The following is a 14,440-nucleotide window of genomic DNA, read 5'->3' on the forward strand; positions in this document are numbered from 1 at the left end:
TGAATATACTATAAATGATAATAATAACAACTAAAAATATTTTTCATCTCCCAATACAATGGCCTGTTTTGAACAAAAATAATTAATATGAAAGTTACAGAACATATTTCCAAAGCAAAGGGAAAAACTTTATTTTCCTTCGAAATACTCCCGCCTAAAAAAGGAGAAGATTTACAAAATATATTTTCCAATATTGATCCTTTAATGGAATTTAATCCTCCTTTCATTGATGTAACCTATCATAGAGAAGAATACGAATATAGAGAGTTACCTAATGGATTGATACAAAAAATTGTTACAAGAAAACGTCCCGGTACAGTGGGTATATGTGCTGCAATTCAACAAAAGTATAAAGTTGACGCAGTGCCTCATTTAATATGTGGTGGGTTTAATAAAGAAGAAACTGAAAATATTCTTATCGATTTTAATTTTTTAGGTATTGATAATATTTTAGTTTTACGGGGAGATTCCATTAAAAGTGAGGGTATTTTTAAACCACACTCTCAAGGACATTCATATGCTAATGAACTGGTGTCTCAAGTTCAAAACATGAATTCAGGTAAATATCTTCATGAAGAATACGCTCATGGAGCTACTGATTTTTGTATTGGCATAGCCGGATATCCTGAAAAACATTTTGAAAGCCCTAATTTAGATACGGATTTAAATTATTTAAAGCAAAAAATTGATGCCGGAGCTGATTACATTGTTACTCAACTGTTTTATGATAATACTAAATATTTTGAGTTTGTAAAGAAGTGTAGGAATATCGGAATTACTGTACCGATCATACCCGGCATAAAGCCTGTATCTATAAAAAAACATCTCACTATTCTTCCAAACATTTTTCACATAGATATGCCTCAAGAGTTAGTTATGGCCGTAGAAAAATGTAAGGATAACAAAGAAGTGTATGAGGTGGGAATAGAATGGACGGTTAATCAATGCAAGGAATTAATGAAGCAAGGAGTTCCCGTACTTCATTTTTATTCTATGGGAAGATCTGAAAATATAAGAAAAATTGCTAAACAACTTTTTTAAATGCAAAAAATAAAATTAAAAAATATAAAAATTTACGCCTATCATGGATGCTTAGAAGAAGAAGCTAAAATTGGTTCCTTTTATATAGTTAATGTGACAATACGGTTAAATTTAGAAAAATCAGGAAGATCTGATGAGCTTAATGATACTGTTAATTACGGAATTGTTGCACAAATAGTTAAAGATCAAATGGCTGTTCGCTCCAATCTTTTAGAACATGTTGCCTATCGAATTATAAGAGAAATAAAATTTCAATGTAAAAAGGTAAAAGCTGTAAAAGTCTCTGTTGCAAAGGTAAACCCGCCTGTACATGTAAATTTAGATCAGGTAAAAGTAACTTTTAAAAAGAAATTTTATTAGATTTTAATTTTAATTCAAAAAAAATTGTAGATTTGCAATCCAACAAAACGGCTTCGTGGCCGAGTGGCTAGGCAGAGGTCTGCAAAACCTTGTACAGCGGTTCGAATCCGCTCGAAGCCTCAATAAAAACCATCTCAAATGAGATGGTTTTTTTATTATTCCTTATTTTGTTTAACTCTTGCCCAATTGGCGATCAATCGATCCGGAGTTTTACAAGCTCTTTTTTTAAGCACAAAACAATTTCTTTTTAAAGAAAAAGAATTTCGGTCGTAAAGCATATCTTCTTTCATCTCTTCTAATTCTTTCTTTCTACATTCAGCTGCTTTTTCCGGATTAAAAGGTTTTTTCGAGGCTTTTTTATTAACTTCTTCTGCTTTTTTAGCTTGTACCCATAACCATTCATTGAAATTGTGTATTTCTCTGGGACCTATAGAATCAATTAATCCGATCTCCAATGCTCGGGTTACACTTACGGGTAAACATTCTTCGGTTAATTTTCTAGCTTGTTGCTCTCCCACCCGTTTAGGCAAAGTATATGTCCAATATTCTGAACCGTATAATCCCATCGTGGCATAATGAGGATTAAGTATTATTCCATCTCTGGCAGCTACAAAATCAGCTGTTAAAGCTAACATTACTCCTCCCGCTCCGGCACTTCCTGTCACACCGGCAATTACCCATTGTTTCGTATCTAAAAGTTCTAAACATACATCGTCTATAGCATGTATATTTTTCCAGGCCTCTTCTGCCGGATTTTCTGCTGCTTCTATCGTATTAAGGTGTACACCATTGGAAAAAGCATTGTATCCTCCTTTAATTATCAACACATTCGTTTCCTGTTCTTTAGCAAATTGAATAGCTTTTATTATCCTTTCGCATTGTTGGGTACTCATTGCACCATTATAAAAATTAAAGGTTAACTCTCCTATTTTTCCTTTTTGGGAATAATGTATTGTACTGTATTCCTCATTAGATAAAACCGTATCGTACAATGAAAGTGTTAAATCTTTTAGACTTTCTGCTTTTTCTTTTAAAACTTGTACAGCCGGTAGTTTAAAGGGCAATTGGTCTTTAGCTGCTCTTTTTAAAGAACCAATCCATAGGCTTTTTTCTCCTGCTCCAATTAAAACTGCATCTTCACGGCGGGCTAAAAGTTTTCCCGCTTCACCTTCACGATGATCCAAATATGCATCATATATATAAAATTTTTCACCTTCTATTTCTGCTAATACACCGGGTATTCCTTCTGCTGAATTTACTATATTTAAAATATCTTTTGCCGAACTAGTCCATTCAAAATGACGATCCGATTGTTTCATATTAGGTTCTAGCCTTCCCTTTACGTTTTCGTTATTATAATCTAATGGGATGGGTTTTTCTTTATTTATAAATTTATCAATAACCTCAAAAATACATTTTATAGCGGCATCACTTACAAAATTGTTATAAAGCTCTGATTTTCTTATTAAAGCAGGTTTTTTAAATTCATGACTTGCCCAAATAGGACCGGCGTCCATTTCTTCTACGGCTTGTAAAGCAGTTACTCCCCATGTGTCAAGATTTTTTAAAATTGCCCAGTCTAAAGAAGAGGCTCCTCTATCTCCTCTAATACCCGGATGGATAATTATGATAGGTCTTGTCTCATTTTTCCAAAGAACTTCAGGCACTCTATCTTTCAAAAAAGGACAAATAACAAGGTCCGGATGGGCAGTTTCAATTGAATCTATAACCTCTTGTTCTGTGGTAAAAAGTAAAAAACTAACCTGATATCCTGCTTCTTTCAATGAAAGCCAGACTCTTTGGGTTAAGCCATTAAAGGCTGACGAAAGCAAGATAATATTTAATGTATTCTTCATGATTTCTAATATTATTTAATTCAAAATATAATTTTTGTTTACCTAACAAATATATATAAATCAATTAAATATTATTAGGATATTAATATAATTTAAATTTATATTATATTAAATAGTTTACAGACTCTTCAAACTTATTAATTGAATTGATAATAAAAAAGGCAGATTTTTCAAATCTGCCTTTTTTATTATATTTTATAAAAGTTTATATATTTTCAAGTATAATTGCACTAGCTCCTCCTCCTCCATTACAGATTGCTGCCGCTCCATACTTTGCATTATTTTGTTTTAACACATGGATTAAAGTAACTATAATTCTCGAACCGCTATTACCTAAAGGATGCCCTAAAGAAACAGCGCCACCATTTACATTTACTTTTGAACTATCTATGTTTAGTATTTTAGCATTCGCTAATCCAACTACGGAAAATGCTTCATTGAACTCAAAAAAATCAATATCATCTAAAGATAAATTTGCTTTTTTTAGGGCTTTGGGAAGAGCTAAGGAAGGTGCTATGGTGAATTTTTCAGGCTCACAAGCAGCATCTGCATAGGAAATAATTTTTACTAACGGTTGTAAACCTAATTCTTTAGCTTTCTCAGCTGTCATTAGTATTAGTGCTGATGCTCCATCGTTTAAAGTGGATGCATTAGCTGCAGTTACAGTTCCTTCTTTCTGGAAAACAGGGGATAATTGTTTCAGCTTATCGAAATTTACATTTTTAAATTCTTCATCTTCTGAAATGACTATGGGATCTTTTTTTCTCTGAGGAACAGTCACAGGCACAACTTCATCTTTAAATTTACCGGATTTCCATGCTAATTCCGAACGTGTATACGATTGTATGGCGAAAGCATCTTGCTCTTCTCTGGAAATATTATACTCTTCTGCACAAGCATCTGCGCATATTCCCATGTGATTGCGATCGTAAACATTTATCAACCCGTCTTTTAGTAAACCATCAACTAACTTTTGATCTCCCAACTTGTTTCCAATTCTTCCTTTTGTTAGATAATAAGGTACTTGCGACATGGATTCCATTCCTCCTGCCACTACTATTTCATTATCTCCTGCTTGAATGGATTGTGCGCCAATAATTACCGCTTTCATTCCTGAAGCACATACTTTGTTTATGGTAGTACAAGGGACGTTATTTGGTATTCCGGCTCCCAATGAAGCTTGTTTAGCCGGTGCCTGTCCTACATTGGCCTGTAAAACATTACCCATAAAAACCTCATTGATCAAAGTTTTTTCCAATTTAATTTTATTCAGTGCCCCTTCAATGGCTGCTGATCCTAATTGCACCGCTGAAAGGCTTGATAGACTGCCTAAAAAACTTCCTATGGGTGTTCTCGCAGCAGAAACAATAACTAGTTCTTTCATTTTTTAATGGTAGTATATTTTTAATCTTTAATTTTTTACTGTTGACTTGTGGTAAATATACTTATTTTTACTTTATCATACGGTATTTTGCTACTATTCCTATCATTAAAGAAAGATGAAAATTAATATAGTACACACAAGAATGTTTTAAAAAATTTTTATGCTTCGTCTAAATTAATGGTCAATGTTTTTGTTTTAGGATGAGCCATACAGGTCAGTATTTTACCTTTGTTCAGATCATTTTCTGTTAAAACTAAGTTTTCATCTAAATATACTTCCCCTTCTGTTTTAGCACAAATACATGCCCCACAAACTCCTCCTTTACAAGAATAAGGAGCCTCTACTCCACTATCCAGCAAAGTAGTAAGTAAGGAAGAACCATTATTTATCCAATTCATCGTTTTTGTGATTTTCCTAAATGTATAGGTCACTTTTACTTCTTTAACTGTAGAACGTTTGACTTTATCATCAAAAAAAACTTTTTCTACCGGCTCATACAATTCGTAATGTATATTTTTTTTAGGGATACCTTGCTTATAAATAGCATTAGCCAGGGTAACGATCATATCTTTTGGACCGCAAATAAGCGCTTCGTCCAATTCATCCCAATCCATAATTTGATTGATGATTAGTTTTATTTTGTGAGCATCCAATTTCCCCTCAAAAAATTTATCTTGCATTTCTTGTCGGGTATAAAAAAAATAAGGGAAAAAATTAGTAGGATTTTGTTTTTGTAATTCAGTCAATTCATCTTTAAAAATTGCTTCATTTTCATTCGTATTACCATAAAAAAGATAGAATTGAACGTTAGGCTCATGATATAAGGTATCTTTGATAATGCTTACAATCGGGGCTATACCGCTACCGGAGGCAAATGCTGCCAAAGTTCTTTTTTCATTGGGTCGCGAGGGAATTCCGAAAGTTCCCATGGGAGCAGAAATAGATACAAGATCTCCTTCCTTCACATGGTTTTGCACAAATTCAGATACAAACGCATTTTTAGCCTTTTTTACAGCAAAAGACAGATATCCTTCATACGGTGCAGTGCATATCGAATATTCTCTTTCAAAGATTTCTCCATTGATCTCAAATTGAAAGCGAATAAACTGTCCCGCTTTCCAACGGAATATAGATTTTAATTCTTCAGGAATTGACAAGTCTAATCGAACACTTCCTGAAGTAAGCGGTATCACTTTTTGTACATGTAAGGAATAAAATCGCATTATTTTATTATTTCTTTTAAGCCTGCAAAAATACCGGATTTAAATTAAAAAAATCTTTAATCGTTTTGAGGATTTAGCCGAAAAAATAATGTGAACATTTGAAAAAACAGATTTAAACACAACTTTTACGGTATGGTTTCCGCATGGTTTTGTGAAGAAATTATACTGTCAACAATATATTTAGTATATCCTCTCCAAGGTAATGCTCCGAAATATTCCTTATAGTGCAAGATAACATCCTTTCCGGTAAGCTTCATTAATTGATGTGCCAATTCTTCATTATCCACAGAAAATTCAAATTCATTGGATTGCATACCTCCGGTGGTTCTTGATTTGAATCCGGTTTGAATTAATTTTCCTTCATAAGTTTTAAAAATAATCCCTTTATGCATGATATAATTTAATTGCCCGGACTTTACACTGCTGTCTCCGTAAGGTACGTAATAATACACATAAAATATTGCAACCCCTAAAACGCTGATAATTAAGAATAGGATTATTATTGTTTTTTTCCATGAACCTGATTTATTTTCCATATCGAACTTATGTATTTTTCTGAATTAATTGTATTCATTTTCTTTTTTGTCCCATTAAGTGAATTACCATAGTTCGATACTTATAATCATCGTAAAAATTAGTTTATCAACTTTTTATAATCCAAATTTATTCCAATTCGTACAATTAGTAATATATTTGCAGTTATTTTTTTCACCATACCTGTAACTATGGAAAAATCATCTCAACCAACCGGTACCGCTTTCACCTTGTTGTCGTTATTAGCACTATCTCATATGTTTAATGACACATTGCAATCGGTTATACCCGCCATATATCCGCTTTTAAAAAATTCATTGGCTCTAACGTTTACTCAAATAGGTTTGATAACCCTTGTTTATCAAATGTCCTCCTCCTTATTCCAACCCATAATCGGAATTTTTACCGACAAGCACCCTCAACCCTATTCTTTACCCGTTGGAATGACTTTCAGCATGATGGGCGTTATATCCCTGGCCCTTGCCACTAATTTCACTCATGTGCTATTAGCTGTTTTTTTTACAGGATTAGGATCGTCCATATTTCATCCGGAAGCTTCTCGTCTTGCCTATCTGGCTTCGGGAGGTAAGCACGGTTTGGCTCAATCCATCTTTCAAGTGGGCGGAAATTTCGGAAGTTCCATAGGTCCTTTAATTGCGTTATGGATCATAACTCCTTATGGACAAAAAAATGTGGGATGGCTAGCCATCATCGCTTTATTGGGTATTGGAATAATGCTTGTAATCAGCAAATGGTACAAAAAAAATTTAGTTCTTTTAAAAACCAAAAAAGAATCCGAAAAAAATATCGGAGATCAAAATTCCATAAATAATACTTCATTGCCTCGACCTAAGGTAGTTTTAGCTATAGGTATTTTATTACTACTGGTTTTTTCAAAATATGTTTATATGGCAAGTCTTACCAGTTATTATACTTTTTATCTTATTAATAAATTTGGTGTTAGTATTGATGAAGCTCAAATCTATCTTTTCGCTTTTTTATTTGCTATTGCAGCAGGTACAATTATTGGCGGCCCTGTAGGTGATCGAATAGGTCGAAAATATGTAATTTGGATTTCCATTCTCGGAACTGCTCCTTTTGCTCTCTTAATGCCTTATGCGAATCTTACTTGGACATGCATTTTAAGTATTTTCATAGGATTGATTTTGTCATCAGCCTTTTCGGCCATTCTCATCTATGCTCAAGAATTAGTACCCGGAAAGGTGGGACTTATAAGTGGACTTTTTTTTGGTTTGGCTTTTGGAATAGCCGGAATAGCTTCTGCTATTCTAGGTAAAATTGCCGATAAGACGGGTATTCAATACGTATACTATCTTTGCTCCTTTTTGCCTTTATTGGGATTGGTAGCATCTTTTCTACCCGAAACTAAGAAAAGAAATAAATAAGCTCCTAATTTTTTAATTTAATTATTTTTTTTGTTTTAAAGTTGTTAAAATTATTAGGACCAATCAAAATCGTCAACAATTTTATACTGATTATTAACAGGGTCGTAACTGAAATACAAGTGTTTAAATCCATTGGTTAATAAAATATATTTGGATTTAATTTGCGTATTATATCGAGCTGCCTGTTCAAAGGTAGTTTGAGTAATAGGTATTTCAGGAGCTTTGCATTCAACCAATAATCTGGGTTCTGATTTTTTATACAGTAAGATATCCAAACGTTTGGTTTGTTGATTGAGGTTTATTTTTTTTTCGATTATAAACGCTGATTGAGGAATTTTTTTTTCGGTTTTTAAATAAAAAATAATATGTTGCCTTACCCATTCTTCAGGTGTTAGAATTAACCATTTTTTTCTAACTTCGTCAAAAATATACCAAAGAGATTTTTCCTCCTTTATTTGAAAATTATATTTTTTTGGGAAATTTAAAACCGGAAGTTCCATTATTCTAATTATGAAAGAATATAATAATTTAGTCAAAGATATTAAAAATAAAAAGTTTCTGCCTGTATATTTTTTACAGGGTGATGAGCCTTTTTACATCGATAAACTTACCGAATTACTGGAAGAAAATGTCCTAAGGGAAGAAGAAAAGGCTTTTAACCAAAATATTATTTACGGTACAGAATCTGATTTGGATCAAATTATATCTTTGGCAAAGCAATTTCCAATGGGAGCCGATAAACAGCTTATAATAATTAAAGAAGCAAAGGGGTTGCCTTTTGACAGATCCGAAGCCTTTGATAATTATATAAAAAATCCTCAGCCTTCAACTGTATTGGTCATCAACTATAAATACAAATCTTTAGATAAAAGAAAGTCGGTAACTAAATTACTCAGTAAACAAGGATATATTTTTACAAGCGAAAAGCTATATGACAACCAAGTACCCACTTGGATCGGTTCATTGTGTCAATCTAACGGTTTGGAAATTGACGAAAAATCCAGGATTTTACTTGCCGAATTTTTAGGCACTGAACTCTCCCGTATTGATAACGAAATTCAAAAACTTAAATTAATTGTAGGTAATTCCAAAAAGATAACTCCTGAAATCATTGAACGAAATATTGGAATTAGCAAAGAGTACAACAATTTCGAATTAAGAAAGGCCATCGTTGAGAAAAATACGAAACAGGCTTATAAAATAATAGACTATTTTGAAAAAAACCCAAAAGCAAATCCTATTGTTTTGACTTTTGGAACATTAATAAGTTTATTTTCCAATATTCTTATCGTACACACTTTACCGATAAAAACTCCTCAAAATATAGCTAAAGAACTTCGTATTAATCCTTTCTTTGCTAATGAGTATTTAACCGCCATTAAAAATTATTCTTTAAAAAAAACTACTGCATGTATTGCTTATTTGCGAGATGCAGACATGAAATCCAAGGGAGTGGATGTTTCATCTCATGCAACTTCTAAAGATATCTTAATGGAAATGTTATATAAAATACTTCATTAATCAAAACATATTCATTACATACTATTAAAATTTATTTAAACAACATATATAGGGTTTTAATTATATTAATTACTTTTGACATATTAAATTATTTATACCATGTCAGAATTAAAAATAATTGCAACCATACAAGTAAAACCTGACTATCTTGATGATGTTAAAAAAATATTGTATTCCTTAGCAGATGGCTCCCGTAAAGAAGAAGGTAATGTATCTTATGATTTACATGAAAGCATAAAAGATCCTTCTAAACTTTCTATAATTGAAGTATGGAAATCCCAAGAGGCTATTAATATTCATAATAATACCAAGCTATTTAAAGATTTTATAAAATTCATTGATGGCAAATATGATGAGTTAGATATTGATGTCATCAAACAAATTTACTAGACATATAAGATTATGTAATTAATTTATATAGTAACCCCTTCATTTATATAGGATAATATAATTGTAATTTATTATTAGTGCTTTATTATATTTTTTATAAATTTGTACCAATCAATATAAACAAAAATGATTCAAACACATATACATCATCATCATTATTTACACACTTACAATCAGGTGAGGTAAGTAATTTTGTTATGCAAAATGTCAAAATAAATAATAGCCGCCTGAGTTTTCGGGCGGTTTTTTTTTAGGATCACTTCAGTAGTAAAGAAATTTAAAAACTATGGCTAATGAGTAAACTGAAAATTGCTATCCAAAAAAACGGACGGCTAAGTCAAAAATCACTGGAATTATTGAGTGAATGCGGAATAAAAATTCCAAATGGTAATCAGAAATTGAAAACTGTATCTACCAATTTTCCTATTGAAATCTTATTTCTTAGAGATGATGATATCCCACAATATGTAGAACAAAATGTAGCCGATATTGGAATCTTAGGTGAAAACGAAGTTTGGGAAAAAGACCGAAATGTAGAAATCATAAAGAAATTAGGTTTCGGGAATTGCCGAATGTGTTTAGCTATACCTAAAGAAGAAACATATACCGGAATTGCTTATTTTAATAATAAAAGAATTGCAACTAGTTATCCTAAAATTTTAAAGAAATTTTGCAAAAAAAACAATGTAAAGGTTGAAATTGAAGAAATCGGCGGAAGCGTTGAAATAGCTCCGGGAATAGGTTTGGCTAATTGCATTTTCGATATTGTCAGCACCGGAAGTACACTTCTCATGAACGGACTAAAAGAAGTGGAAACCGTTACTAAAAGCGAAGCAGCCCTTATAAAATCAAAAAAACTCTCTCGGGACAAACAAGAAATTCTAGATAAATTATTGTTCAGAATTCAATCGGTACTATATTCTCGAGAAAATAAATACATCTTGTTGAATGCTCCTAATGAAAACCTGAAAGATATTATTTCTTTATTACCCGGAGTTAAAAGTCCTACCATTTTACCCCTAGCAAAAGAAGGATGGAGCAGCATACATTCTGTAATTAAAGAAGATAAGTTTTGGGACATCATTGAACAATTAAAAGAATTTGGAGCGCAAGGAATTTTAGTCATACCTATACAAAAAATGATTCTTTAAATTTTTATAATAAAAGGAATAACCCATTCAGTTTACTTAACAATCAACCATTTTATCTATTAATAGAGCTCAAAAATGAACATTATAAAATATCCTCCGGTAAATGATTGGCACCATCTAGTCAAAAGACCTGAAAATGAAAAAGTTTCGTTATATGAAACCGTAAAAAATGTATTTACCGATGTAAAAAATGAAGGCGACGCAGCCTTAAAAAAATATACTCTTCAATTTGACCAAGTGTCTTTAACTAGCTTTACTGTTTCCGAACAAGAACTTCTTGAGGCGGAATCATTAGTTTCTGATGAATTGAAGCAAGCCATCATACAAGCTAAATCCAATATTGAAAAATTTCATTTTTCTCAAAAAGAAAAGAAAAAAATTATTGAAATACAACCCGGTATCGAATGTTGGAGGGAATCCAGAGCTATAGAAAAAGTTGGATTATATATTCCCGGAGGGTCTGCACCGCTTTTTTCGACCGTTTTAATGTTGGGAGTACCCGCTAGAATTGCAGAATGTAAAGAAATTGTATTATGCACCCCTCCCAATAAAGAAGGCAAAATACATCCTGCTATTTTATATGCAGCAAAAACGATAGGTATCAAAAATATATACAAGGTAGGAGGTGTTCAAGCCATCGCAGCGATGACTGTAGGTACAGAATCCATTTCACCTGTCTATAAAATTTTCGGTCCGGGAAACCAATTTGTAACCGCGGCTAAACAATATGCCCAAGAGTTTAAAGTCAGCATAGATTTACCTGCTGGGCCCAGTGAGGTATTAGTAGTGGCCGATTCGTCCGCTAATCCTGCGTATGTTGCTTCCGATTTACTCTCACAAGCAGAGCATGGCCCTGACAGTCAAGTTGTATTTCTAACCACGGATTCAGAAATTTTAAATCAGACCCTAGCCGAGATCAATACTCAACTTGAAAGTCTTCCTCGAAAAGAAATTGCTAAAAAAGCTTTACGAAATAGTCTAGGTGTTTTATTGAATTCCTTAGAAGAATGTTTTCAATTGAGTAATCTTTATGCTCCGGAACATCTGATCTTGGCTATTGATCAAGCCAAAAACTATACACACTCTATTGAAAATGCGGGATCTGTATTTTTAGGCAATTACAGCTGTGAAAGTGCCGGAGATTATGCAAGCGGAACGAACCACACATTGCCTACTAATGGCTATGCACGAAATTACAGCGGGGTTTCTCTGGATGGTTTTTACAAAAAAATCACTTTTCAAGAACTAACCAAAGAGGGATTGCAAAAGATCGGAAATACTATAGAATTAATGGCTGAAGCTGAAGAGCTGCAAGCTCATAAAAATGCGGTGAGCATACGTTTACGAACCAATTAAACTAATTTATATATTTTATTTAAAAATAAATAGGGTAGAATTAACGCTTTTAATTCAATAAAATAATAACCATGAAAAATATAAATGAACTGGCCCGTCCTAATGTGCTTGCTATGCATCCGTATTCTTCCGCAAGAGATGAATCCGGAGGAATAGAAGGTATTTTTTTAGACGCCAACGAAAACCCTTTTGGAAACAATAACCGTTATCCGGATCCTTACCAAAAAGATTTAAAACAAAAATTAAGTGAAATTAAAAATATTGCCACGGAAAAAATTTTTATTGGGAACGGAAGTGATGAAATAATTGATCATATTTATCGGGTATTTTGCAATCCCGGTAAAGACAAAGTTATGTTTTTCAGTCCAACTTTCGGAATGTACCAGGTAGCAGCAGAGTTGAACGATGTTACGATTGTTGATATTCCTTTAACATCCGATTTTCAAATCAATATCGAAGAAGCTCAAAAATATTTCAACGATGAAAATCTAAAAGTAATTGTTATTTGTACTCCCAACAATCCGACCGGCAATGCGATTAATCCAAAAGATATTGATTTTATACTAAAAAATTTTAACGGAATTGTTGCAATCGATGAAGCATATATAGAATTTACCGACCAACCTTCCTATCTGGAAAAAATGGATCAATACCCAAATCTTGTACTATTCCAAACGCTCAGTAAGGCTTGGGGTATTGCAGGAGTACGTATTGGTATGGCCTATGCTCAACCTGAAATTATTCATTTACTTAATAAAGTAAAGCATCCATATAACATCAGCGAATTGAATCAAAAGGCAGCTTTGGAAGCGCTGAATCAAAGCAGTGAATTTGAAAAAAGAAAAAAAATTATTCTTGAAGAAAAAGAAAAATTGCGTTCTGCTTTGGAAAAGCTATCGCTAGTAACGAAAATTTACCCTTCCGATACGAACTTCTTGCTCGTTGAATTCTCCAATTCCAATCAAGTTTTCCACCAATTAATGCAAGAAGGTATTATTGTACGAGATCAATCCTCTAAAATTAACAACAGTCTTCGTATTACGGTTGGATCTCCGGAAGAAAATTTAAAATTAATTAATTCATTATCTAGGCTAAACGATACCTTATGAAAAAAGTATTATTTATAGACCGTGACGGCACTTTAGTTAAAGAGCCTCCAATAGATTACCAATTGGACAGCTTGGAAAAATTGGAATTTTATCCCCTGGTTTTCCAAAGCCTTTCCAAAATATCCCGTGAAATGGATTACGAATTAGTTATGGTAACCAATCAAGATGGATTGGGTACCGAATCCTTTCCTGAAGAAACTTTTTGGCCTTCACAAAATAAAATCATCAAAGCTTTTGAAAATGAAGGAATAACGTTTTCTGAAATTCTGATAGACAGAAGTTTTGAACATGAAAATCTCCCTACACGAAAACCCGGAACGGGAATGTTAACTCATTATGTAAAAGGAAAGTATGATCTCTCCCATTCGTATGTAATTGGCGATCGATTAACCGATGTACAATTAGCAAAAAATTTAGGCTGTCGTTCTATATATATGGGAACGGAAGAAAATTCCGGTGCAGAATTACAAACGCAAAGCTGGGAAGAAATTTATCACTATTTAAAAAAGCAACCCCGAAAAGCTAAAGTGATTCGTAATACAAAAGAAACCAAAATTTCCGTGGAAATAAATTTGGACGGTTCGGGAAAAAGTTCCATATCCACAGGTTTGGGCTTTTTTGATCATATGTTGGAACAAATAGCCAAACACGGTTCTATGGATTTATATATTAAAGTAGATGGAGATTTGAATGTAGATGAACATCACACAATAGAAGATACGGGAATTGTTTTAGGTGAAGCTATTTTACAAGCACTTGGAAGTAAAAAAGGAATTGAAAGATATGGATTTCTGTTGCCTATGGATGATTGCTTGGCTCAAGTAGGCATCGATTTCGGGGGGCGTCCGTGGATCGTTTGGGAGGCAGAATTTAAAAGAGAAAAGATCGGAGAAATGCCAACCGAAATGTTTTATCATTTTTTTAAATCTTTTAGCGATAATTCGAAATCTAACTTAAATATAAAAGCGGAAGGAAGTAATGAACATCATAAAATAGAAGCTATTTTTAAGGCCTTTGCAAAAGCTATCAAAATGGCTGTTAAACAAACCGATGATAATTTTGCCATTCCAAGCACAAAAGGCAGTTTATAATGCAAAAACTTATTTTTT

Annotated in this window: 14 protein-coding genes and 1 tRNA gene; 10 read left to right on the forward strand and 5 right to left on the reverse strand. The window is 32.9% G+C overall.

Annotated features, from left to right (window positions below; genetic code table 11):
- The first annotated feature begins 87 nt into the window (after positions 1-87).
- The 3 genes from metF (at position 88) to GFV00_RS04750 (ending at position 1,521) form a co-directional block, all read left to right on the forward strand.
- Entirely contained in the window at positions 88-1,041 is a 954-nt protein-coding gene (gene metF, locus GFV00_RS04740) for a methylenetetrahydrofolate reductase [NAD(P)H] (protein WP_160557023.1), read from the forward strand.
- A complete protein-coding gene (gene folB, locus GFV00_RS04745; RefSeq protein WP_160541807.1) occupies positions 1,042-1,401 on the forward strand; it encodes a dihydroneopterin aldolase in 360 nt (119 codons plus the stop codon). It begins immediately after the preceding gene.
- Positions 1,402-1,450: 49 nt separating this feature from the next.
- Positions 1,451-1,521, forward strand: a tRNA-Cys gene (locus GFV00_RS04750).
- Between the two features lie 35 nt (positions 1,522-1,556).
- Here GFV00_RS04750 and GFV00_RS04755 read toward each other — a convergent pair.
- The 4 genes from GFV00_RS04755 to GFV00_RS04770 all read right to left on the reverse strand — a co-directional run bounded on the left by GFV00_RS04755 (position 1,557) and on the right by GFV00_RS04770 (position 6,400).
- Complete coding sequence (locus GFV00_RS04755; protein ID WP_160557022.1) at positions 1,557-3,257, reverse strand: enoyl-CoA hydratase-related protein; 1,701 nt, start codon at positions 3,255-3,257, stop codon at positions 1,557-1,559.
- A gap of 205 nt (positions 3,258-3,462) precedes the next feature.
- Positions 3,463-4,641: an acetyl-CoA C-acyltransferase gene (locus tag GFV00_RS04760; protein ID WP_160557021.1), complete on the reverse strand. Its 1,179-nt coding sequence runs from the start codon at positions 4,639-4,641 to the stop codon at positions 3,463-3,465.
- Positions 4,642-4,799: 158 nt separating this feature from the next.
- Positions 4,800-5,864, reverse strand: a complete 1,065-nt coding sequence (locus GFV00_RS04765; RefSeq protein ID WP_160557020.1) for a 2Fe-2S iron-sulfur cluster-binding protein — start codon at positions 5,862-5,864, stop codon at positions 4,800-4,802.
- A gap of 125 nt (positions 5,865-5,989) precedes the next feature.
- Positions 5,990-6,400 (reverse strand): hypothetical protein, encoded by a 411-nt coding sequence (locus GFV00_RS04770; RefSeq protein WP_105296668.1) that lies wholly within the window; start codon positions 6,398-6,400, stop codon positions 5,990-5,992.
- 189 nt (positions 6,401-6,589) lie between these two features.
- Between GFV00_RS04770 and GFV00_RS04775 the strand changes: the two genes are divergently transcribed.
- Positions 6,590-7,804 carry an MFS transporter gene (locus tag GFV00_RS04775; protein WP_160541802.1) on the forward strand — a complete coding sequence of 405 codons (1,215 nt, stop codon included), beginning with the start codon at positions 6,590-6,592 and terminating at the stop codon, positions 7,802-7,804.
- Positions 7,805-7,857: 53 nt separating this feature from the next.
- Here GFV00_RS04775 and GFV00_RS04780 read toward each other — a convergent pair whose 3' ends face one another.
- Positions 7,858-8,304 carry a type I restriction enzyme HsdR N-terminal domain-containing protein gene (locus GFV00_RS04780; protein ID WP_160557019.1) on the reverse strand — a complete coding sequence of 149 codons (447 nt, stop codon included), beginning with the start codon at positions 8,302-8,304 and terminating at the stop codon, positions 7,858-7,860.
- A 10-nt stretch (positions 8,305-8,314) separates the two neighbouring features.
- Between GFV00_RS04780 and holA the strand changes: the two genes are divergently transcribed.
- The 6 genes from holA to hisB all read left to right on the forward strand — a co-directional run bounded on the left by holA (position 8,315) and on the right by hisB (position 14,422).
- Complete coding sequence (holA, locus tag GFV00_RS04785) at positions 8,315-9,325, forward strand: DNA polymerase III subunit delta (RefSeq protein WP_160557018.1); 1,011 nt, start codon at positions 8,315-8,317, stop codon at positions 9,323-9,325.
- A gap of 99 nt (positions 9,326-9,424) precedes the next feature.
- On the forward strand, positions 9,425-9,715 hold the full coding sequence (locus tag GFV00_RS04790) for a putative quinol monooxygenase (protein ID WP_160557017.1): 291 nt from the start codon (positions 9,425-9,427) through the stop codon (positions 9,713-9,715).
- 293 nt (positions 9,716-10,008) lie between these two features.
- Positions 10,009-10,866 (forward strand): ATP phosphoribosyltransferase, encoded by an 858-nt coding sequence (hisG, locus tag GFV00_RS04795; RefSeq protein WP_160557016.1) that lies wholly within the window; start codon positions 10,009-10,011, stop codon positions 10,864-10,866.
- A 75-nt stretch (positions 10,867-10,941) separates the two neighbouring features.
- Positions 10,942-12,222, forward strand: a complete 1,281-nt coding sequence (gene hisD, locus GFV00_RS04800) for a histidinol dehydrogenase (RefSeq protein WP_160557015.1) — start codon at positions 10,942-10,944, stop codon at positions 12,220-12,222.
- A 71-nt stretch (positions 12,223-12,293) separates the two neighbouring features.
- Positions 12,294-13,331 carry a histidinol-phosphate transaminase gene (gene hisC, locus GFV00_RS04805; RefSeq protein ID WP_160557014.1) on the forward strand — a complete coding sequence of 346 codons (1,038 nt, stop codon included), beginning with the start codon at positions 12,294-12,296 and terminating at the stop codon, positions 13,329-13,331.
- Positions 13,328-14,422: a bifunctional histidinol-phosphatase/imidazoleglycerol-phosphate dehydratase HisB gene (gene hisB, locus GFV00_RS04810; protein WP_160557013.1), complete on the forward strand. Its 1,095-nt coding sequence runs from the start codon at positions 13,328-13,330 to the stop codon at positions 14,420-14,422. The genes hisC and hisB overlap by 4 nt, the downstream gene beginning before the upstream one ends.
- The last annotated feature ends 18 nt before the right edge of the window (positions 14,423-14,440 follow it).

The organism is Apibacter sp. B3935 (genome assembly GCF_009827705.1).
Lineage (GTDB): Bacteria > Bacteroidota > Bacteroidia > Flavobacteriales > Weeksellaceae > Apibacter.